Source organism: Amycolatopsis coloradensis (assembly GCF_001953865.1).
In the GTDB taxonomy this organism is placed as follows: Bacteria; Actinomycetota; Actinomycetes; order Mycobacteriales; family Pseudonocardiaceae; genus Amycolatopsis; species Amycolatopsis coloradensis.
Genome location: NZ_MQUQ01000012.1, coordinates 250,627 through 270,653 on the forward strand (window position 1 = coordinate 250,627; position 20,027 = coordinate 270,653).

The 20,027-nt window shown below is 68.7% G+C and carries 22 protein-coding genes and 1 pseudogene; 6 read left to right on the plus strand and 17 right to left on the minus strand.

Translation table 11 applies throughout. The features are described 5' to 3' along the window. Window positions 1-92: 92 nt before the first annotated feature. Together BS329_RS22400 and BS329_RS22405 are read left to right on the plus strand one after the other, a co-directional pair. Window positions 93-1,832 carry a glycerol-3-phosphate dehydrogenase/oxidase gene (locus BS329_RS22400; RefSeq protein WP_076163192.1) on the plus strand — a complete coding sequence of 580 codons (1,740 nt, stop codon included), beginning with the start codon at window positions 93-95 and terminating at the stop codon, window positions 1,830-1,832. A gap of 190 nt (window positions 1,833-2,022) precedes the next feature. Beyond that, window positions 2,023-3,486 (plus strand): benzaldehyde dehydrogenase, encoded by a 1,464-nt coding sequence (locus BS329_RS22405; protein ID WP_076163193.1) that lies wholly within the window; start codon window positions 2,023-2,025, stop codon window positions 3,484-3,486. A 77-nt stretch (window positions 3,487-3,563) separates the two neighbouring features. Here the strand turns inward: BS329_RS22405 and BS329_RS22410 are convergent, their stop codons facing one another. The 5 genes from BS329_RS22410 to BS329_RS22430 form a co-directional block, all read right to left on the minus strand. Then, on the minus strand, window positions 3,564-4,094 hold the full coding sequence (locus tag BS329_RS22410) for a GNAT family N-acetyltransferase (protein WP_143253151.1): 531 nt from the start codon (window positions 4,092-4,094) through the stop codon (window positions 3,564-3,566). A 22-nt stretch (window positions 4,095-4,116) separates the two neighbouring features. Next, window positions 4,117-4,491, minus strand: coding sequence for a DUF1707 SHOCT-like domain-containing protein (locus BS329_RS22415; protein ID WP_076163194.1), 375 nt, complete (start codon window positions 4,489-4,491; stop codon window positions 4,117-4,119). Between the two features lie 41 nt (window positions 4,492-4,532). Further along, the gene (locus tag BS329_RS22420; protein ID WP_076163195.1) at window positions 4,533-4,988 is read right to left on the minus strand and encodes a DUF1707 SHOCT-like domain-containing protein; all 456 of its coding nucleotides are present in this window, start codon (window positions 4,986-4,988) and stop codon (window positions 4,533-4,535) included. Between the two features lie 46 nt (window positions 4,989-5,034). Beyond that, window positions 5,035-6,825 carry an acetyl/propionyl/methylcrotonyl-CoA carboxylase subunit alpha gene (locus tag BS329_RS22425; RefSeq protein WP_076163196.1) on the minus strand — a complete coding sequence of 597 codons (1,791 nt, stop codon included), beginning with the start codon at window positions 6,823-6,825 and terminating at the stop codon, window positions 5,035-5,037. A gap of 151 nt (window positions 6,826-6,976) precedes the next feature. Then, a complete protein-coding gene (locus BS329_RS22430; RefSeq protein ID WP_076163197.1) occupies window positions 6,977-7,261 on the minus strand; it encodes an SAV_915 family protein in 285 nt (94 codons plus the stop codon). Between the two features lie 83 nt (window positions 7,262-7,344). On the opposite strand from BS329_RS22430, the gene BS329_RS22435 reads away from it, so the two are divergent. Further along, on the plus strand, window positions 7,345-8,028 hold the full coding sequence (locus tag BS329_RS22435; protein WP_084750081.1) for a hypothetical protein: 684 nt from the start codon (window positions 7,345-7,347) through the stop codon (window positions 8,026-8,028). A 131-nt stretch (window positions 8,029-8,159) separates the two neighbouring features. Here the strand turns inward: BS329_RS22435 and BS329_RS22440 are convergent, their stop codons facing one another. After that, window positions 8,160-9,521 carry a dicarboxylate/amino acid:cation symporter gene (locus tag BS329_RS22440; RefSeq protein WP_076163199.1) on the minus strand — a complete coding sequence of 454 codons (1,362 nt, stop codon included), beginning with the start codon at window positions 9,519-9,521 and terminating at the stop codon, window positions 8,160-8,162. A 100-nt stretch (window positions 9,522-9,621) separates the two neighbouring features. Continuing rightward, window positions 9,622-10,269 carry a Maf family protein gene (locus tag BS329_RS22445; RefSeq protein ID WP_076163436.1) on the minus strand — a complete coding sequence of 216 codons (648 nt, stop codon included), beginning with the start codon at window positions 10,267-10,269 and terminating at the stop codon, window positions 9,622-9,624. 189 nt (window positions 10,270-10,458) lie between these two features. Here BS329_RS22445 and BS329_RS22450 point away from each other — a divergent pair. Next, window positions 10,459-10,866: pseudogene (locus BS329_RS22450) on the plus strand (glycoside hydrolase family 3 protein); the annotation flags it as partial. Between the two features lie 89 nt (window positions 10,867-10,955). On the opposite strand, the gene BS329_RS22455 reads toward BS329_RS22450, so the two are convergent. Next, complete coding sequence (locus BS329_RS22455; RefSeq protein ID WP_076163200.1) at window positions 10,956-11,534, minus strand: TetR/AcrR family transcriptional regulator; 579 nt, start codon at window positions 11,532-11,534, stop codon at window positions 10,956-10,958. A gap of 88 nt (window positions 11,535-11,622) precedes the next feature. On the opposite strand from BS329_RS22455, the gene BS329_RS22460 reads away from it, so the two are divergent. Then, window positions 11,623-12,072: an anthrone oxygenase family protein gene (locus tag BS329_RS22460; RefSeq protein WP_425266371.1), complete on the plus strand. Its 450-nt coding sequence runs from the start codon at window positions 11,623-11,625 to the stop codon at window positions 12,070-12,072. Here BS329_RS22460 and BS329_RS22465 read toward each other — a convergent pair. From BS329_RS22465 to BS329_RS22505, 9 genes are all read right to left on the minus strand, one after another. After that, on the minus strand, window positions 12,012-12,317 hold the full coding sequence (locus BS329_RS22465) for a hypothetical protein (RefSeq protein ID WP_279628178.1): 306 nt from the start codon (window positions 12,315-12,317) through the stop codon (window positions 12,012-12,014). The genes BS329_RS22460 and BS329_RS22465 overlap by 61 nt on opposite strands. 196 nt (window positions 12,318-12,513) lie before the next feature. After that, window positions 12,514-12,834 (minus strand): hypothetical protein, encoded by a 321-nt coding sequence (locus BS329_RS22470; protein WP_076163201.1) that lies wholly within the window; start codon window positions 12,832-12,834, stop codon window positions 12,514-12,516. Beyond that, window positions 12,831-13,037 carry a DUF397 domain-containing protein gene (locus BS329_RS22475; RefSeq protein WP_076163202.1) on the minus strand — a complete coding sequence of 69 codons (207 nt, stop codon included), beginning with the start codon at window positions 13,035-13,037 and terminating at the stop codon, window positions 12,831-12,833. The genes BS329_RS22470 and BS329_RS22475 overlap by 4 nt, the downstream gene beginning before the upstream one ends. Before the next feature lie 208 nt (window positions 13,038-13,245). Beyond that, window positions 13,246-14,079: a helix-turn-helix domain-containing protein gene (locus tag BS329_RS22480; protein WP_076163203.1), complete on the minus strand. Its 834-nt coding sequence runs from the start codon at window positions 14,077-14,079 to the stop codon at window positions 13,246-13,248. A 73-nt stretch (window positions 14,080-14,152) separates the two neighbouring features. Next, on the minus strand, window positions 14,153-14,371 hold the full coding sequence (locus BS329_RS22485; protein ID WP_076163204.1) for an acyl-CoA carboxylase epsilon subunit: 219 nt from the start codon (window positions 14,369-14,371) through the stop codon (window positions 14,153-14,155). Next, a complete protein-coding gene (locus BS329_RS22490; RefSeq protein WP_076163205.1) occupies window positions 14,368-16,005 on the minus strand; it encodes an acyl-CoA carboxylase subunit beta in 1,638 nt (545 codons plus the stop codon). The genes BS329_RS22485 and BS329_RS22490 overlap by 4 nt, the downstream gene beginning before the upstream one ends. A gap of 59 nt (window positions 16,006-16,064) precedes the next feature. Further along, window positions 16,065-16,727 (minus strand): response regulator, encoded by a 663-nt coding sequence (locus tag BS329_RS22495; protein ID WP_076163206.1) that lies wholly within the window; start codon window positions 16,725-16,727, stop codon window positions 16,065-16,067. Further along, window positions 16,724-17,875: a sensor histidine kinase gene (locus BS329_RS22500; RefSeq protein ID WP_076163207.1), complete on the minus strand. Its 1,152-nt coding sequence runs from the start codon at window positions 17,873-17,875 to the stop codon at window positions 16,724-16,726. The genes BS329_RS22495 and BS329_RS22500 overlap by 4 nt, the downstream gene beginning before the upstream one ends. 320 nt (window positions 17,876-18,195) lie before the next feature. Continuing rightward, window positions 18,196-18,963, minus strand: a complete 768-nt coding sequence (locus BS329_RS22505) for an NAD(P)H-dependent oxidoreductase (RefSeq protein WP_076163208.1) — start codon at window positions 18,961-18,963, stop codon at window positions 18,196-18,198. Window positions 18,964-19,006: 43 nt separating this feature from the next. On the opposite strand from BS329_RS22505, the gene BS329_RS22510 reads away from it, so the two are divergent. Continuing rightward, window positions 19,007-20,017 (plus strand): GlxA family transcriptional regulator, encoded by a 1,011-nt coding sequence (locus tag BS329_RS22510; RefSeq protein ID WP_076163438.1) that lies wholly within the window; start codon window positions 19,007-19,009, stop codon window positions 20,015-20,017. The last annotated feature ends 10 nt before the right edge of the window (window positions 20,018-20,027 follow it).

Here is a 20,027-nt window from a genome sequence, read left to right on the forward strand (position 1 = left end):
GAGGGTTACGCCACACGTGTCACCCGCACAACGGACCGGTCACGGCCGATCGTGCGATGCTGGAGACACAGCGGCACAAGGAGGAATGTCACGTGGCAAGCTCTCAGCGCGAAGCCGAAAACAGCCCCGCCAGGCTGGGACCGCTCAAGCGGGAAGAGTCGTGGCAGCGGCTGGGTGAGGACAAATTCGACCTCGTCGTGATCGGCGGCGGAGTGGTCGGGGCCGGTACGGCGCTCGACGCCGCGACGCGCGGACTGCGGGTCGCGCTGGTCGAAGCGCGCGACCTCGCCTCGGGGACGTCGAGCCGCTCCAGCAAGCTTTTCCACGGCGGGCTCCGTTACCTCGAACAACTGGAATTCGGTCTGGTGCGCGAAGCTCTGCGGGAACGCGAGCTCATGCTGACGACGATCGCGCCGCATCTGGTGAAGCCGGTCAGCTTCCTGTACCCGCTGACGCACCGGATCTGGGAGCGTCCGTACACCGCGGCCGGCTTGCTGATGTACGACACGATGGGTGGCGCGCGGTCGGTCCCCGGCCAGAAGCACCTGAGCCGCGCGGGCGCGCTGCGGATGGTCCCGGCGCTGAAGCGGTCCGCGTTGATCGGCGGGATCCGTTACTACGACGCGCAATCCGACGACGCGCGGCACACGATGACCGTCGCCCGCACCGCGGCGCACTATGGCGCCGTGGTGCGCACCTCCACCCAGGTGGTGGGTTTCCTCCGCGAGGCGGACCGTATTTCCGGTGTCCGCGTGCGTGACGTCGAAGACGGCCGCGAGACCGAGATCCACGCTTCCGCGGTGGTCAACTGCACCGGCGTCTGGACCGACGAACTGCAGCGGCTTTCCGGTGGCCGCGGCCGGTTCCGGGTGCGGGCGAGCAAGGGCGTCCACATCGTCGTCCCGCGCGACCGGATCGTCTCGGAATCGGGCATGATCCTGCGCACCGAGAAGTCCGTGCTGTTCGTCATCCCGTGGCGTAACCACTGGATCGTGGGAACCACCGACACCGACTGGAACCTCGACCTCGCGCATCCCGCCGCGACGAAGCACGACATCGACTACCTCCTCGAACACGTCAACACCGTGCTCGCGACACCGCTGACGCACGATGACATCGAAGGGGTCTACGCGGGACTCCGGCCTTTGCTCGCCGGGGAAAGCGAAGAGACGTCGAAGCTTTCGCGTGAGCACGCGGTCGCCAGGGTCGCACCGGGACTGGTCGCGATCGCGGGCGGCAAATACACCACCTACCGGGTGATGGCGGCCGACGCCGTCGACGCCGCGGCCGTCGACCTGCCCGGCAGGCCACAGCCGTCCATCACCGACAAGGTGCCGCTGCTGGGCGCCGACGGCTACCACGCGCTGGTGAACCAGGCCGACCAGCTGGCCGGCGAGCACGGGCTGCACCCGTACCGAGTCCGTCATCTGCTCGACCGGTACGGCTCGATGGTGCACGAGGTCCTCGCGCTCGGCGAAGGGCGGCCGGAACTGCTCAAGCCGCTGGAGCACGCGCCGGACTATCTCGGCGTCGAGGTCGTCTACGCGGCCAGCCACGAGGGCGCGCTTCACCTGGAAGACGTCCTCGCGCGCCGGACGCGGATCTCGATCGAGTACGCGCACCGCGGCGTCGACTGCGCCGAGCAGGTCGGCGCACTGGTGGGCGAGGTGCTCGGCTGGTCGAAGGACCAAATCACCCGCGAGGTCGAGGTCTACAAGGCACGGGTGGAAGCGGAACGGAAGTCCCAGTCGCAGCCGAGCGACGAGGCCGCCGACGCGTTGCGGTCGTCCGCACCGGAAGCACGCTCCGGGATCATCGAACCGGTGAGTTGATTTCCGGTGCCGAGTGGTGTGCCACGCGCGCAGAGATCGTTGCCTGATCGGGTGAATCTGGCATAGCGTCGGCCGTCCCAGCCCGCGCGGCCGAAGGCCCCGCCATCGCGGTGGCAGGGCCCTTGCCCGCGAACGGGAGAAGTCGCGGCCGCGGGCTCCTTGGTCAGGCACTCAGACGGAAGGCGGCTTTGTGGTGTTTCTCGACTCGTCGACGTGGACGGACCGGATCTTCGCCGGAGGCGCGTGGGTGCCCGGCACCGGTGGCACCCGTGACGTCACGGAGCCCGCGACCGGTGCGGTCTTGGGCAGCGTCGGGATCGCTTCGGCCGCGGACGCCGCGAGAGCGGCGGAAACCGCGGCCGAAGCACAACGGTCCTGGGCGGCGACCCCGCACGTCCAGCGCGCCGCGATCCTGCGCGAAGCGGCGCGGCTGTGGTCCGAGTACGCCGACGAGATCCGCTGGTGGAACGTGCGCGAGGTCGGCGCGGTGCCGGGCGTCGCCGGTTTCTCACTGCACGTCGCGGAACAGGAGTGCTACGAAGCGGCGGCCTTGCCTGGCCGCCCGTACGGCGAACTCCTGCCGAGTGAAGAACCGCGCCTTTCGATGGCACGCCGTGTCCCGGCCGGTGTCGTCGCGGTGATCTCGCCGTTCAACATGCCGATCATCCTGGGCATCCGGTCGGTCGCCCCGGCGCTCGCGCTGGGCAACGCCGTCATCCTGAAGCCGGACCCGCGCACCGCGGTCACCGGTGGCGTGGTCCTCGCGCGGATTTTCGAGGAAGCGGGACTGCCGCCGGGAGTGCTGCAAATGCTGCCGGGTGGCGCGGACGTCGGCGAGACGCTGGTGACGCATCCGGCGGTCCGGGTCATCTCCTTCACCGGATCGACCGGTGCCGGGCGCAAGGTCGGTGAACTCGCCGGAAAGCATCTGAAGCGGGCGCATCTGGAACTGGGCGGGAACTCCGCGCTCATCGTGCTCGACGACGCGGACGTGGACGAGGCGGCCGGAGTCGCCGCGTTCGGCTCCTTCTTCCATCAGGGCCAGATCTGCATGACCACCGGCCGGCATCTGGTGCACGAGCGGATCTATGACGATTTCGTCGAGCGGCTGGCGGCGAAGGCGGCCGCGATCCGGGTGGGCGACCCGGCGCGGGACGAGGTCGCGCTCGGCCCGATCATCGACGCCGGGCAGCGGGACAAGATCCACGCGCTGGTCACGGCCAGTGTGGCGGCGGGAGCGCGGGTCGCCGCCGGTGCCGACTACGACCGGCTGTTCTACTCCGCGACGGTGCTCGCCGACGTGCCGCCGACGGCGCCCGCGGTCGCCGAGGAGATCTTCGGCCCGGTCGCGCCGGTCGTGCGGTTCTCCGACGCGGAGGAGGCCGTCCGGCTCGCCACGGCGAGCGAATACGGGCTTTCGCTGGGGATCGTCACCCGTGACGTCCTCAAAGGACTGGACCTGGCCGACCGCGTCCCGACCGGCATCGTGCACATCAACGACCAGACCGTCAGCGACGAGGCGAACAGCCCCTTCGGTGGCGTCGCCGCTTCGGGCACCGGGAGCCGTTTCGGCGGGGCGGCGGCGAACGTCGAGGCCTTCACCGAGACCCGCTGGGTCACCGTCCGCTCCACACCCCCCACCTACCCCTTCTGACCATCGCAAGTCGTCCTCTAGTTGCGGTGGTTCGCACTACGTACTACCGCAACTAGAGGACGAAACGCGGGGAGGGGTCAGGCGGTGCGGCGCCAGCGGATGAGGCGTTCCCCGGTCGGGGCCGGGTCCAGTTCGGGCCCGATCAGGGTGAACCCGCATTTGCGGGCGACCGACGCCGAAATCTCATTGGTCTCTTCGTAGCGGTAGCTGACCTCGCGCAGGCCGAGGCCGCCGAAACCGAACCGCAGGGCCGCGTTGAGCGCCGTGCTCGCCACACCCCTGCCCCGGGACGCCGCGCGCACCCAGACCGACGCCTCCGCGTACCCGAGGTCGAGATCGAGATCCCGCAGGCCGACCTCACCCAGCAGCTCCCCGGTCGTCGGCTCGGCCACCGCCCAGGAACAGCGTTCGTCACCGGCCCACTGAGCGGCGCGCAGCGCGACGTACTCGGTCGCCTCGTCCAGGTCCCGCAAGCGATAGTTCAGGACGTACTTGCGGTGTGTCGGATCGGCGAAGGCCGCGACCAGCGCCGGACGGTCGTCGAGGGCCTTGTCGGCCCGCAGCTGCCGCAGGTAGTACTCGCCCGCGTTGATCTCCACCGGTTCCACCCTTCGAGGGTAACCGGATCTTTCAGCGACGGCGGCTCATGATCAGCGCCACCGCCAGCGGCAGCAGGAACACCAGGAACGTCCCCCTGGTGAAGAAGAACAACGCGATCGCGACCGCGGCGGCGATCGGCACGGCGCTCGCGGTCAGCCATTTCGACGGCGTGGCCTCGTTCTTCGCGGCCGCCTGCGCGACGCCGGGCATCGGGGGCAGCGGCAGCAGCGCGCCGGGCCGCGGCGAGGGCAGGTCCGTGAACAGCGGTTCGAGGTCGCTCGCCATCCTCGCGGCGCTGACCTTGGCCGAGCGCGTGCCGAACTCGTCGAGGTCGAGTCTGCCGGTGCGGACATGCTCTTCCAGCGCGTCGAGCGCGTCTTGGCGTTCGGCGTCGCTCAGGCGCATGTCCGGTCTCTCGGCACTCACATACCGAGTCTACGGGCGGATCAGCCGTCCAGCTCCCGGCGGCGCTGCTTCCCGAGCTTCTTGTGGGCGTTGTCCCAGCCCTTGCCCCAGATGCCTTCGCCGACGGCGCTGATCCCGATCGGGACGAGGATGAACCACCAGGTGACACCGGTGGTGACGATGAGCGCGATGGAGGCGATGAACAGGATCGGCAGGAGCGCGCCCATGACACGCTGCATCGGCGAGATCCCCGCCCACGGCTTCTCCGGTTCGGTCGCCACCGGCACGGGCGCGTCGAAGCCCGGATGCGGCTCAGGCAGATCGAGGAAGATCTCGGACAGTTCGCCGCGTGTCTTGGCGGCGGTGACCTGAGCGGACCGCTCGCCGAATTCGTCGATGTCGATCCGGCCGACGCTCAGATGCTCACCGAGCGCGGTCAGCGCGGACTCTCGATCCCGGTCACTGATCCGCAGCTGCGGAGACGGCGCTTCACTCACCCTTTCGATGGTAGGCCGAGCGAGGCGCCGTCTTCCACGACATTCGTCAGTCTTTCAGCTCGAACAGCTGGGTTCCTTGGGTGACCGCCGCGCCGACCTCGACCGAAAGGCCGGTCACGGTACCCGCTTTGTGCGCGGTGACCGGGTTCTCCATCTTCATCGCTTCGAGCACGACGACCAGCTCACCCGCCTCGACCCGCTGGCCCTCTTCGACGGCGACCTTGACGATGGTGCCCTGCATCGGCGCGGTGACCGCGTCGCCGCTCGCCGCGGCCTTGGTACCGCCCGCACGCTTGCGCGGCTTGGCCTTGACGGCCGTGCCGCCGCCACCGGCGTCGAGCGAGAACCCGCCGGGAAGCGACACCTCGAGACGACGTCCGCCGACCTCGACGACGACGTTCTGGCGGGGCTGCTCCTCTTCGGCTTCGGCGGCCTCCGGGGCGACGAACGGCTCGATGGTGTTTTCGAACTCCGTCTCGATCCAGCGGGTGTGCACGCTGAACCCGTGCTCGTCACCGATGAAGGCCGGGTCGTCCACGATCACGCGGTGGAACGGCAGGACCGTCGCCATACCGTCGGCGACCATCTCGGCCAGCGCCCGGCGGCTGCGCTCCAGCGCGTTCTGCCGGTCCGAGCCGGTGACGATCAGCTTCGCGAGCATCGAGTCGAACTGGCCGCCGATGACGCTGCCGGACTCGACCCCCGAGTCGACGCGGACGCCGGGGCCGCTCGGCGCGACGAACTTCGTCACGGTGCCGGGCGCGGGCAGGAAGCCGCGGCCGGCGTCCTCACCGTTGATGCGGAATTCGATCGAGTGGCCGCGTGGTTCGGGGTCCTCGGTGATGCGCAGTTTCTCGCCACGCGCGATGCGGAACATCTCACGCACGAGGTCGAGGCCCGTGGTCTCCTCGGACACCGGGTGCTCGACCTGCAACCGCGTGTTGACCTCGAGGAACGAGATCGTGCCGTCGACGGCGACGAGGTACTCGACGGTCCCGGCGCCGTAGTAGCCGGCTTCCTTGCAGATCGCCTTCGCGGATTCGTGGATGCGCTTGCGCTGCTCGTCGGTCAAGTATGGCGCGGGCGCCTCCTCGACCAGCTTCTGGTGGCGGCGTTGCAGCGAGCAGTCGCGGGTGCCGACGACGATGGCGTTGCCGTGCTGGTCGGCGAGCACCTGGGCCTCGACGTGGCGCGGCTTGTCCAGGTAACGCTCGACGAAGCATTCGCCGCGGCCGAAGGCGGAGATCGCCTCACGGGTCGCGGACTCGAACAGCTCCGGGATCTCCTCGCGGGTGCGGGCGACCTTGAGGCCGCGGCCGCCGCCGCCGAACGCCGCCTTGATCGCGACCGGCAGGCCGTGCTCGTCGGCGAAAGCGACGATTTCGTCGGCGTTCTTGGCGGGATCCTTCGTGCCGGGCACGAGAGGGGCGCCGGCGCGCAGCGCGATGTGGCGCGCGGTGACCTTGTCACCGAGATCGCGGATGGCCTGCGGGCTCGGCCCGATCCAGGTCAGCCCGGCGTCGATCACGGCCTGCGCGAAGTCCGCGTTCTCGGAGAGGAACCCGTAGCCGGGGTGGACGGAGTCCGCGCCCGACCGCTTGGCGGCGTCGAGGAGCTTGTCGAAGACGAGATAGCTCTCCGCGGCCGTGGTCCCGCCGAGGGCGAAAGCCTCGTCGGCGAGGCGGACGTGGGGTGCGTCACGGTCTGGATCGGCGTAGACGGCCACGCTGGCCAGCCCGGCGTCCTTCGCCGCCCTGATCACCCGTACCGCGATCTCGCCGCGGTTCGCGATCAGGATCTTGGTCACCGGACCACCTGTGCCGGCCTGCTCGGTCACGCCGTACCTCCTGCGTTCGCACGTCGGGCCGCCCCGATGCGGCTCCGCAGCAGTTTACGGAAGTTCCGGCTCTGGTTGAGTGAGAGCAAGGCCACCCCAGTGACACTGTTTATACCAGCGTTTCGTGTCGTGTCAGTTCTTCCAGGACGTCTTACACCAGTGCGTCCCGGTGTCGCAGTTCTTCCGGAAGGTCGGAATCGAGCACGATCAGGTCGTAGGGCCGGGTCTGGTAGACCCGGCCGAGGTGCTCGGACTTGACCAGTGCCCACGGCTGGTGCGGGCCGCAGCATTCGACCAGGCGCTGCACCGAACTGAAGGCGATCAGCGCCATCCGGCCGTCCTTGGTCGCGCGAAGCTCGATCTCCGCGCTCGTGAAGTCCTTCGGCTCTTTCGCCGTGGGGAGGAACAGGGCGTTGGGCAATCCGGGGTTCGTCACCGGAACAACATAGACGTGCACTCTCCGCTAGATCACTTACGCTCTCGGTTATGCGGACTCAGGAAGCGCGGACGCCGCGATCCGTGCTGTTCACCGCGATGCTGGCCGTCGCGGTGACGGCGGGGGTCATCGTGGCCGTGATCCTGCTCCGCCAGCCCGCTCCGGTGCCCGACGGCGCGCCCGGTGTGCCTCCGCTGCCCGATGGCGCCCCGTCCACGCCGGGGGTCAACTGCGGCCACTCGGCCTGCCGGGAGATCGGTGCGATGACCGTCGGCGGGGTGCCTGTCGTCCTGCTGGCCGACGAAGCGGGGAAGCAGGGCGTGGTCCGGATCGGGGCGGACTCGGTGTTCCCGTTGATCATCAACGACATGGAAGTCACCCTCAAGGGCGATTCTTTGCGCTGTGTCGACGGCGCGACGCCGGTTTGCCTGGTGCGCGGTGCGGCAGACGGTGGTTCGGTGGGCGAGCTGTTCGTCTCACGCGGCGGGATCTGGCGGGACCCCGGGAAGCCGTACTTCTCCGACGCCGGGACGATCGCCCTGAACGACGTGACCGCCGACGGGATCGCGGACGTCATCGTCGTGCGGCACGAATGTCCGGACGCGCGGTCCGGATCGGCCCGGTGCCAGGCGGCGCCGGTGCTCGCGGAGGTCTACGACGTCGCCAGCGGCTCGGTGGGCTGCACGCGCCGGTACACCGCGCCTTCGGAGCTGAGGGGCTGGCCGGATGTCCGGCTCACCCGCGCTGACCTGCGGGCCTGCCCCTGACGCGAAAGCAAGGGACCTTTGCTATCGCTTGCTGAGCATGGCTAAGTAACAGGTCCGTGAAGGCCGCCTTGAGGGGCCGTCCATGCTCCCGCCGCCTCCTTCAAGGAGGCCTTCACGGACTTCTTGAGAACTTACTTCGCGCCGGCCGCGGCAGGCTCCTTCGCCGGAGCGTGCGCGCCGTCGGAGGTGGGCGAAGGGTCCGTCGGCGAGTTGAGGACCTCGTCGTCCAGGAGGCCTTCGCTGCGAGCGACGACGACCGGCACGACGATCTGGCCCGCGACGTTGGTCGCGGTCCGCATCATGTCCATGATCGGGTTGACCGAGTAGATCAGCGCGATGCCGAGCGCCACCTGCTGCGCGTCGAGTCCGATGAACGCGGTGGTCAGGGTCAGCGCGGTCAGCCAGCCGGTGGTGCCCGCGGTGGCGAGCGCGCCGAGGACGGCGACCAGCACGATCCCGCCGTACTGCCAGATGTTCAGCGAAACGCCCGACAGGTTCGCGATGAAGACCGCGCCGATCGCGGGGAACACGGCGGCGCAGCCGTCCATCTTCGTGGCGCTGCCCAGGGGAGTCGCGAAGGCGGCGTACGCGGGCTGGACGCCCAGGTTCACGGCGGACTGCCGGGTCAGGGGCAGCGTCGCGCCCGAAGACTGGGAAGCGAACGCGAACTGGATCGCCGTGCCCGCCTTGGCGAAGAACTTGGCGGGGCTGACCTTCGCCACGAACTGCAACAGGATCGGGTACACCACGAAGAGGACCAGGAGGCAGCCGACGTACACCGCGAGAGTGGTGGTGAACAGCGGGCGGAACAGCGCGTCACCGTAGTTCGCCACCGCCGCGCCGATCAGGCCGATGATGCCGATCGGGGCCAGCCGGACGATCCAGCCGAGGTAGCGCTGGATGATCTCGAAGACGCTGGTGGTGAAGTCGACGAACGGCTTGGCCTTGTCGCCGAGGCTGTAGGCGGCCGCGCCGATCAGCACGGCGAGGAACAGCACCTGGAGCGTCTCGCCCTCGGTGAAGGCGGTGAGGAAGTTCTTCGGCAGGAAGCCATCGACGAAGGCGCTCCAGGAGCCCCAGTTGTCCACGCTCTTCGTGGCCTTGTCGGCGTTCTTCGCGGTCGCGGCCACACCTTCGCCGAGACCGCCGCTGCCCGGATTGAACAGCTTCGCGACGGCGATGCCGATCAGGGACGCGATGAGCGACGTGATCGCGAACCACAGGACGGTCTTGCCGCCCAGCCGGGCGGCCTTCTTGCCGCCGCCGAGGTTGCGCAGGCTGTTGATGCCGACCACGATCGCCGTGAAGACGAGCGGGATCACCGCGATCTGCAGCAGCGTCGTGAAGATCGTGCCGATCTGGTCGAGCAGTTCGGTCAGCCAGCTCGCCTCGGTCGACCTGGCGAGGATGCCGAGGAGGGCACCCACGACGAGTGAGCCGAGGACTGCCACCGCGAAGACTTTTGGCCTGGTGTAGGTCCGAATGAAAGACACGGGGCGACTCCGGTGCGTGAAAGTTTCCTGATTGGCCGAACGTGAAGAACGCTCGGCGAAGCAGGACTCTTCCGGATCACCCCATCGTGTGGGAGCTGTCTCAGGATGCGGGACGCGTCCAGAGATCGACGACACTCACGCCGACCTCGGCCAGAAGACGCCGGGTCAGCGGCAGGCTGATCCCGATGACGCTCGAGAAGTCGCCGTCGATGCCTTCGATGAACCAGCCGCCGAGCCCGTCCAGTGTGAAGCCGCCCGCCACCTGGAGCGGTTCTCCGGACGCGATGTAGGCGTCAATTTCTTCCTGCGACGGTGTTCCGAAGCGAACAATGGTCCCTTCGGTGCCCGACGTTTCCTTCGTTTTCTCACCGTTCTCGACGCGAATGATCGCGTGGCCGGTCAGAAGTTCACCGGATTTGCCCGCCATCGACGCCCATCGCTCGCGCGCGGCCTCGGGGGTGATCGGCTTCCCGACCATTTCGCCGTTGATCGACAACATCGAATCGCAGCCCACGATGACCATGTCGGCGCTTCCGACATGGTCACTGTGAGACCCGACGAGCGTTTCGAAAACCTTTTCGGCCTTCGCGGTGGCGAGTGCCCGGACCAGCTCCGCCGGGGCCGGGTCGGTCAAGGACGCGGCCACCGCGTCCTCGTCGACGCCGGAGACGACGACGCTTGGATCGAAGCCGGCGGACCGCAGGACGCCGAGGCGGGCGGGGGACTGGGACGCAAGGACGAAACGCACCTCCGGACGGTACTCGACGGCGCTCCGTTGTCTGGTCGTGACCTGGGACACGCGGCCCTGGAGTTAGTTTGTTGTGGCGCGCAACATATGGATTGTCCGAGCTACGGAGGAACCGAGGTCGTCCCGCCTCCGCGTCATAAGATCACTTCGCACGACGCACACCACAGTGCTCGCAGGCCTGCTCCTGGCCGGGAGGGTGACGGAATCGACAAGAGCTACCGGGTCGCGGTCGTCGTGGTGGGAGAAACGCCGTACGCCGAAGGGCAGGGAGATCGTCCGAACGGCTTCGGGCTCGACGCGGAAGACCTCGCCACGGTCGCCAAACTGAAGAGTTCCGGTGTCCCCGTCGTCGTGGTGACCGTGTCCGGGCGGCCGCTCGACATCGCTGCGCAGCTGCCCGGGTTCAACGGTCTGGTCGCGGCTTGGCTGCCGGGTAGCGAAGGCGCCGGTGTCGCCGATGTCCTTTACGGCGACTACAACCCGACCGGGAAACTGACGTTCAGCTGGCCGGTCAGTGCCGCTCAGGAACCGGTGAACGTCGGTGACGGCGAGAAGGCGCTGTTCCCGTACGGCTTCGGCCTGCGATACCGCCGGTAGGAAGCTTCCGCCCTCCCGCGGATGAGTTGAACGGGACTTTCCTCGCGAAATTCGAGAGGAAAGTCCCGTTCATCGCGCCGGGCGAGGTGTCAGAGCACGGCGAGCCGGTCCACCAGTAGCTCCGTCCGCCGCTCGGCGTACTCCGGCGGCAGCCGTCCCGCCCGGGTCAGCGTGGCCAGCCCGTGCAGAGCCGCCCAGAACGCCTCGGTGAACAGGCCCGGGTGGACGCCGTCCCCGGCGACCTCGGTGAGGCATTCCAAGAGGGCGGCGAAGGCGTCCTTCAGTGGCTCCGGGGTGTCTTCCTTCGCGAACGCCAGGCCGCCGTCGAGCTGGAACATGGCGTCGTAGACCGCCGGGTTGTGTTCGGCGAAGTCGAGGTAGGCGCGGGTGAGGGCGGTGACCCTGGCGCGCGGGCCGTCCGCGGCGGAGGTCGCGGCCCGCAACGCCACGGCCATCTCGGTGGCGCCTTCGAGGGCGACGGCGCCGATGATCTCGCGTTTGCCGCGAAAGTGGCTGTAGAGGACGGGCTGGCTGTATTCGATGCGCTCGGCGAGCCGCCGGGTGGTGACCGCGTCCCAGCCTTGCTGCTCGGCGAGTTCGCGGGCCGTCGCCACGATGAGCCGTTCACGGTCCGCCCGTGCACGCTCCTTGCGTTCCTGTACCGACATGGCTCGATCCTAGCACTGCTAGACAAACGAGCGGCAGCAATGCTAGCGTCGGCTCAATACCTAGCAACGCTAGATCATGGGAGAGGTCATGTTGATCGAGGCACTCGAGGTCTGCACCATCGTGGTCGTCGGCTTGATGGTGGGGGTGGAGTTCTCCGTCGCCTTCGTCCTCAATCGGATCCTCAACGGACTTCCCGACGACAGCAATCAGCTCGGCCGAGCCCACGGGGGCCGGATGCTCGGCGCCGTCATGCCGTTCTGGTACATCGGCTCGCTCATCCTGAGCGCGGTCTGGGCCATCGCCGGATGGCATGAGCCCGGCGCGGTCCTCGTCGTCATCGCCGCCGGGCTGCTGATCGTGAGCGTGGTCATGTCGATCCTGCTGCTCGTCCCGATCAACGACCGGGGCAAGACGTGGACCCCCGAGAACCGGCCCGAGGACTGGAAGGAGCAAATGAACCGCTGGGACCGTTTCCACTACGTCCGCGTCGCCGTCATCATCGCCGCCTTCGCCCTGCTGGCCACCGCCCTTGCCTGAGCCCGCGGGCTCAGGCAAGGGCGCCTCGAATCAGGCGGCCGTGGCGGCGGGCGCCGCCTCGTCAGCCCCGCCGGTACGCCCAGCAGCAGGACGGTCGCGGGCAGCGGCAGGGTCACCCTGGCGGCGTCGGTCAGTCCATGGTGGACGGCTTCGAGCGCGAGCCGCTGGGCCTGCTCCGCCACCCCGGCGGGAAGCCCCGGAATGGCCGCCGGACCGGAAGAACCGAACTCTCCGGTCGATTCCACGGCCTTCGCGATCCCTTCCGCGAACGGCGCGCGGTTCCGCCTGCCCGGCCAGGGCAACCACGTCGGAAACACATCCGCACTCGGACCCGAGGCGTCGCGAAAGCTACTTTCGGGACGTCAGATGTCGCGAAAGTGGCTTTCGCGACACGTGATGGGCGGTTGGGCGCGGTAAGTCGCGAACCAGCGAATCGCCACCCTAGTTCAGGCGTCTCGGTCCGATTTCGCGTTCGAGGAAGCGGTGGTACTCGATGGCCGCGATCGAATTCTCCAGCTGTTCGAACGTCGGGGCGGGGAGCGCGCCGTTGAAGACGATCGTCAGGCTCTTTCGCGGGATGTTGATGACGTACGGATCGACACCGAGTTCTTCGCAGTGCTCGCGCAGCACGGCCGTCCAATGGTCCAGGTCCTCGTCCTCGCCGAGGTGCTCCCACCGCGCGACGATCCAGTTGCCGTTGATCAGCTGGCCCGCCATTTCCCGCGGGTCATGGACCATGTACGGCTCGGCGACGTCGTTCATCGGCCCAAGTGGTCGATCAGGGCGGCGAAGGACGCGGCCGGGAGCACCAGGATCGGCCGGGTCTCGTCCGGCAGAGCCCACTGCTTGGTGTCTCGGATGCCGACCAGACCGGGCAGTCCGCCGACCTCGACGCAGGCGTTTTCTTCCCAGTGCGTGTAGGTCGACTTGTGCCAGTCGGTCATGCGTTCGTGCCAGGTGGTCATCGGAGTCGCCTTTCCCGAGTGACTGTTTCGGCAAGTAGACGGGTTGCGCGGAGGCAAAGTTGTCGATTTCGAGTGATCTGCCGCTGCTGGTCGGCGAACGGTCCTGAAAAGCCCCCAAGATCGCGTTCGGCGCAGAAAAGGGGACCTTCACCGACAGCTGCTTTACTCACGATGCATTCTCAGGGTGCATAGCGCCAAGGGTCCTTGGTCACTGATGTGGTCCGGCCGCGAGCAGCCGGTAGTCGTCCGCGATCCGGGCCAGATGCGAGCAGGCGACGCCGTCGTAGGTGGCGTAGCGCTCGACTTCGGCGAAGTTCTTCTCGTAGTCGGCGACTTCGCGTTCGTCCGTGACGAGCGCCGTCGCGGTCTGCGTGCCGAGGAGCACCGCGCGCGAGTCGTAGATGTCGAAACCGTGGAGAACGGGGACCGACACCGGCGCGGTCCACGGGATCACGCCCAGCCGCACCCGCCCGCGGCAGGACAGGTCGATGAGGTGACCGAGCTGGGCCAGCATGGTCGCCGCCCCGCCCATGTTCCAGCGCAGGGCGCCTTCGGTCAGCACGAAGTGGAATTCGCGGTTCGATTCGAGGATCCGCTGGCGCTCCAGCCGGGCTTCGACCGTCTGGTCGCGTTCGCCGTCCGGCAGGGAATCGCCGAACAGGGCGGTGACGTAGTCGCGGGTCTGGAGCAGGCCGAACACGATCGTCGGCTGGAAGCTCCGGATCCGGGCGGACGCGGACTCGATCTTGCCGATCCGCTGCTGCATCCGCCAGGCGCCCCGCTGGAGGACGACGCGGGCCGACGACGCTTCCTCGCGAAGGTCACGGGTGATCGCGACGAGTGCCCGCCGGACTTTCGCGGGCGCGCCATAGGCACTGCACAGCGCGATGACCTGCTCCTCGGTCGGCATGAACGCGCCGGTTTCGACCCGCGAGACCCTGGACTGACTGAGGCCGGTCAGGCTCGCCGCCTCGGTACCGGACAACCCGGCGGCTTTACGCAGACGGCGCAATTCGGTGGAGAGCTGGTCCTGGTTCGTCACGCACGGCTTTCTGGGGCGTATCGGCTCGAAGACCTGTCACGATAGCCCGCGCAAGCCGAACCCGCGGGCCGCGTCAGCGCGGAAGGGCCGAGGCCCGCCAGGCACCGTCACCGGGGGAAAGCGGGGCCCGGACGAGCGAGGCCTTGTCCGCCCACCACGAATCCCGTTTCGGCGACGGCTCCGGGGCCCGCTCGCTCGCCGCCGCCGCGACGACGGCGGTCAGCGCGGCGACTTCGGCGTCGCTCGGATTGCCGCGGACGATCCGCAGCAGCGGGGTTCCGGGCGCGGTCACAGCGGGATGTTCCCGTGCTTCTTGGGCGGCAGTGTCTCTCGTTTGCCCTGGAGCAGCGAGAGCGCCTTCGTGATGTGACCGCGGGTGTGCGCGGGCACGATCACCGAATCGACGTAACCGCGTTCGGCCGCCGCGTACGGGTTCAGGAGCGTGTCCTCGTACTCCTGGATCAGCTCGGCCCGCAGCGCGTCGACGTCCTTGCCGTCGGCGGCGGCCGCGGAAAGGGTCTTGCGGTGCACGATGTTCGCCGCGCCCTGCGCGCCCATGACCGCGACCTGCGCGGTCGGCCACGCCAGGTTGACGTCCGCGCCGAGGTGCTTCGACCCCATGACGTCGTACGCGCCGCCGTACGCCTTGCGGGTGATGACGGTGACCAGCGGGACGGTCGCTTCGGCGTAGGCGTAGATCAGCTTCGCGCCGCGCCGGATGATGCCGTTCCACTCCTGGTCGGTGCCGGGCAGGAAGCCGGGGACGTCGACGAAGGTGAGGACCGGGACGTTGAACGCGTCGCAGGTGCGCACGAACCGCGCGGCCTTCTCGGACGCGTCGATGTCGAGGCAGCCGGCGAACTGGGTCGGCTGGTTCGCCACGATGCCGACGCTGCGCCCGTCCACCCGGCCGAAGCCGACCAGGATGTTGGGCGCGAACAGTTCGTGCACCTCGAGGAAGTCGCCGTCGTCGACGACGCGGTTGATGACCTCGTGCATGTCGTAGGGCTGGTTCGGCGAGTCCGGGATCAGCGTGTCCAGCTCGCGGTCGGAGTCGGTCACGTCGTCGAAGAAGCCACCGGCGGGCGCGTCCGTCTCGGCGAGCGGCGCTTCGGACAGGTTGTTCGCGGGGAGGTACGAGAGCAGGTCCTTGACATAGGCGATGGCGTCTTCGTCGTCGGAACCGAGGTAGTGCGCGACGCCCGAACGGGTGTTGTGCGTGCGTCCACCGCCGAGTTCCTCGAAGGTGACCTCTTCGCCGGTCACGGTCTTCACGACGTCGGGGCCGGTGATGAACATGTGCGAGGTCTTGTCGACCATCACCACGAAGTCGGTCAGCGCGGGGGAGTAGACGTGCCCGCCCGCGTTGGCGCCCATGATCAGCGAGATCTGCGGGATGACGCCGGACGCCTTGACGTTGCGGTTGAAGATCTCGCCGTACAGCCCGAGCGAGACGACGCCCTCCTGGATCCGCGCGCCGCCGCCCTCGTTGATGCCGATGATCGGGCGGCCGGTCTTGATCGCCAGGTCCATCACCTTGACGATCTTCTCGCCGTACACCTCGCCGAGCGAACCGCCGAAGACGGTGACGTCCTGGCTGAACACGCACACCGGGCGGCCGTCGATGGTGCCGTAGCCGGTGACGACGCCGTCGCCGTAGGGCCGGTTCTTCTCCTGGCCGAAGTTGACCGAGCGGTGCTTCGCCAGTTCGTCGAGTTCGACGAACGAGCCTTCGTCCAGCAGCAGGTCGATCCGCTCGCGAGCGGTTTTCTTGCCCTTGGCGTGCTGTTTCTCCACCGCTCTCGCGGAACCCGCGTGCACCGCCTCGTCGTATCGGCGGTACAGGTCGGCCAGCTTGCCGGCCGTGGTGTGGATGTCCGGTTCGTCCTCGGGCGGCGTCCCGAGCGGCTCCGTCGCACTGCTCATGAATCCGCAGCCTAGCTACTCAGCGGTCACTTCGCGTGTGGCGTAGGCAACGTTCCGGGCTACCGCGCGGCGCGCACCAGGCCGGATTCGTAGGCCGCGATCACCAGCTGCGCCCGGTCCCGTGCGGCGAGTTTGTGCAGGAGATGGCCGATGTGCGTCTTCACCGTCGCCAGCCCGAGATGCAGTGTCCCGGCGATCTCGTCGTTCGACAGACCGCGTGCGATCAGGCTCAGGACCTCGCGTTCGCGCGTGGTGATGTTGTCGAGCGACGCCGCGACGCGCCGGCCGGGGTCGGGCAACCGGGCGAACTCGGCGATCAGCCGTCGCGTGATCGAAGGCGCGAGCAGCCCTTCGCCCGCCGCGACGACCCGGATCGCGGTCAGCAGCTCGGCGGGTGGGGTGTCCTTCAGCAGGAACCCGCTCGCACCCGCGCGCAGTGCCGAATAGACGTAGGCGTCGAGGTCGAACGTCGTCAGCATCAGCACGTGGACGCCTTCGGTGGCGGCCGACGCGCAGATCCGCCGGGTCGCTTCGATCCCGTCCAGTTCCGGCATGCGGACGTCCATCAGCACGACGTCGGGGCGTTCCTTCTCGGCCAGTTCCGCCGCTTCCACGCCGTTCTCCGCCTCGCCGACGACCTCGAGGTCCGGCGCGCTGTCGACGAGCACGCGGAAACTGCCGCGCAGCAACGCCTGGTCGTCGGCGATCAGCACGCGGATCATCGTGTCCCCACTTCCTCGACGGCGTACGGCAACCGCGCGAACACCCGGAATCCCCCGGCGGGCAGTGGACCCGCTTCGAAGTCACCACCGTAGACGGCGACGCGTTCGCGCATGCCGATCAGACCGTGCCCGCCGACGGTCGCGGCCGAGCCTTCGCCGCGTCCGTCGTCGACGATCTCGACGCTGATTTCGCCTGGCCCTTCGGTGATCGTGACCCGGCAGGTCGACGGTCCCGCGTGCTTCACGACGTTGGTCACCGCCTCCTGCGTGATGCGGTAGACCGAAAGCGCGACGCCTTCGGGAAGCTCGTCCACCACCTCGCCGATCAGCTCGACGCGGACGCCCGCCTGTCCGGCGCGTTCGGCCAGCGTCCGCAGATCGGCGAGTTTCGGCGCGGGGCCGAGCGCGGCCTCGGGCGTGCCGTCGCCGGAGCGGAGGACGCCGAGCATCCGCCGGAGTTCGACGAGGGTCTCGCGGCTGGTGAGTTCGATGACCCGCAACGCTTCGCGCGCTTCTTCGGGCTGTTCTTTCGCGACGTGGTTGCCCACGGCCGCTTTGACGGCGATCAGGCTCATGCTGTGCGCGACGACGTCGTGCATCTCGCGGGCGATGCGCAGGCGTTCGTCGGAAACCGCCTGATCGGCGTGGGCCTCGGTGAGCAGGGCGAGGTTCGCCTGTCGTTGGCGCGCCGTCCAGCCCAGCGCCCACGAGCCCGCCACCCCGCCGCCCGCCAGCGCGGTCGAAGCGAGCGTGCTGGGCCCCAAGTGCAGGAACTCCAGGAACGCGACCACGACCAGGCCGGCGCCCATCGCGATCAGCGAACGGGAGCGCGGGTAGTGCAGCGCCGTCATGTAGAGCGCGGACGCGGTGGCCAGCGCGGCGGCCGGGCCGAGCCCGCCACCCACGAACGAGGCGGGGATCAGCGTGGCCAGCGCGAGGGCGTAAGCAGTCACCGGCCGGTGACGCCGCAGCAGGATGGCGACCGCGCAGGCGCCGGTGGCCACCCACGCGACCCAGACCGGGATGGCGACGTTGAACGTCCAAGTCCCGGCCACGAGGTTCCCGCCGACGGCCACCACGAGCACCAGCGCGACGAGCACGTCGATGATGTGCGACACCCGGCCGGGGAGCGCGGACGGCTGTTTCATACGGCGAACCTAGCCGGGCGCGCGGCTTTCGCGCGTCCGTCCGGCGGAGGTCATCCCCAGGGTGGAGATCAGCTTCCTTGCGCCGCCGCGAAGAACTCCTTCAGCTTCTCGCGCCAGCTTCGCAGCGCCTCGGGGGACGACGTCGTCTTGTCCGTCGGGGACCGTCTGGGTCACCTCGACCATGGTCCCTTCGAGTTCGGAACGGGTGAACTCCCATCGCATGGCCGGTCTACTGGTACAGCGTGTCGGCGTCGGTGAAGCTGTACTTCGACCCTTGGGTGAGCTGGCTGGATCAGCCGGAACTCCGCCGCACCTGAGCTTCAGGACGTGTGGACCCCGACGCCGCCCCGGCCGGGAGCGAGGTCGTCGCGCAGGACGAGGTCCTCGTCGTAGTCGCCGCCGTTCTGGGAGCGGAAGGGGATCGGGTCGCTGGTGGACAGGGTGCGCAGCCTGCGACGCAGTGCTTCGGCGGCGACGTCGTACTGCTCGGGTGTAACCCGGTCGGCGCCGCAGACCGTGAGCGGAGGGAGGACGGACATCCCGGCGTACCAAAGGGTTCCGTGCTGGAGCGGGAACAACACGTCGTTGATCTCGCCGTTCACGCCGCGTGGCCCGATCGTGGCTTCCGGCGCGCCCGCGGTCAGCAGGACCATGGCGCGTTTCCCGGCCAGCGCCCCTTCGCCATAGCGCGACGTCCGGCCGTCGGGGCGCCGCACACCGTAAGCGAAACCCTTGACGAAAACGCGGTCGAACCAGCCCTTGAGGATCGCGGGCATCCCGTACCACCACAGCGGGAACTGGACGACCATCGTGTCCGCCCACGCCAGTTTCTCGTGCTCGGCACGGATGTCTTCGCTCAGTTCTCCCGAGACGAAGGCGTTCTTCGAGGTCGCGCCGACGATCAGGCGGCCGCCCTGTGCGGCTGAGCCGAAGTCTTCGGCGTCGACCACCGGGTTCCACTTCATCGCGTAGAGGTCGGATTCCCGGACGTCCGCGCCTTCCTCGCGGAGCGTGCGCAACCCTTCGTCGCGCAGCGAGCCACCGAGGGAGCGGGGTTCCGGGTGGGCGAAGATCCACAACACGTTCATGTCCTCAAGGTCTCTCGGCCCGCTCTTCGACGCGAGTGGCTCGATGGTCAACATGTGCAAGAATCGAGCCATGGGCTATTTCACGCGTCCGGGTCGCCATCGGGTCGCCGTCCTGGTCCGGCACGGAATGCTGGTGATGGAGCTGGGCATCGTCGTCCGGCTGTTCGGCACGGCCAAGGCGGCCGACGGCGAGCTGCTGTACGAGGTCGTCACCTGCACGCCGGAACCCGGGCAGGTCCGCACCGACGCCGACGTCACCGTCTCGGTCCCGCTCGGACCGGAAGTGCTGGCCGAGGCCGACACCGTCGTCATCCCGGCGTCGTCCACCGAATACGAGCCCGCCGGGCACGACCTCACCGAACCGCTCGCGCGGGCGCTGGAGCTGATCCGGCCGGACGCCAGGATCGCGTCGATCTGCACGGGTGCCTTCGTGCTCGCCGCCGCGGGCTTGCTCGACGGCAGGAAGGCGACCACGCACTGGCGCTCCGCGCTGGACTTCCAGGCGAAGTTCCCGAAGGTCGACCTGGACCCCAATGTGCTCTACACCGACGACGGCAACGTGCTGACCGCGGCGGGGGTCGCGTCCGGCATCGACCTCTGCCTGCACATGATCCGCTGCGATCACGGTGCGGCGGTCGCGAACGAGGTCGCGCGCGGCACGGTCGTTTCACCGCATCGGGAGGGCGGGCAGGCGCAGTTCATCCGGCGTCCGGTGCCGGAGCCGCAGTCCTCGTCGACGGCGGCGGCGCGGGCGTGGGCGCTGGAGAACCTCCATCGGCCGCTGACGTTGCGCGAACTCGCGGCGAAGGAGTCGATGAGCACGCGGACGTTCACGCGGCGTTTCCGGGACGAGGTCGGGGTTTCGGCGTTGCAGTGGCTGACCCGGCAACGGGTCGAACGAGCCCGTCAGCTGCTGGAGGAGACCGATCTGCCGGTGGACAGGATCGCGGCCGAGGCGGGGTTCGGCACGGCCGCGTCACTGCGTCAGCATCTGCAAGCCGCGCTGGGTGTTTCGCCGAGCGCGTACCGGAACACCTTCCGCGAGGCCGTTTAGGAGACGAACA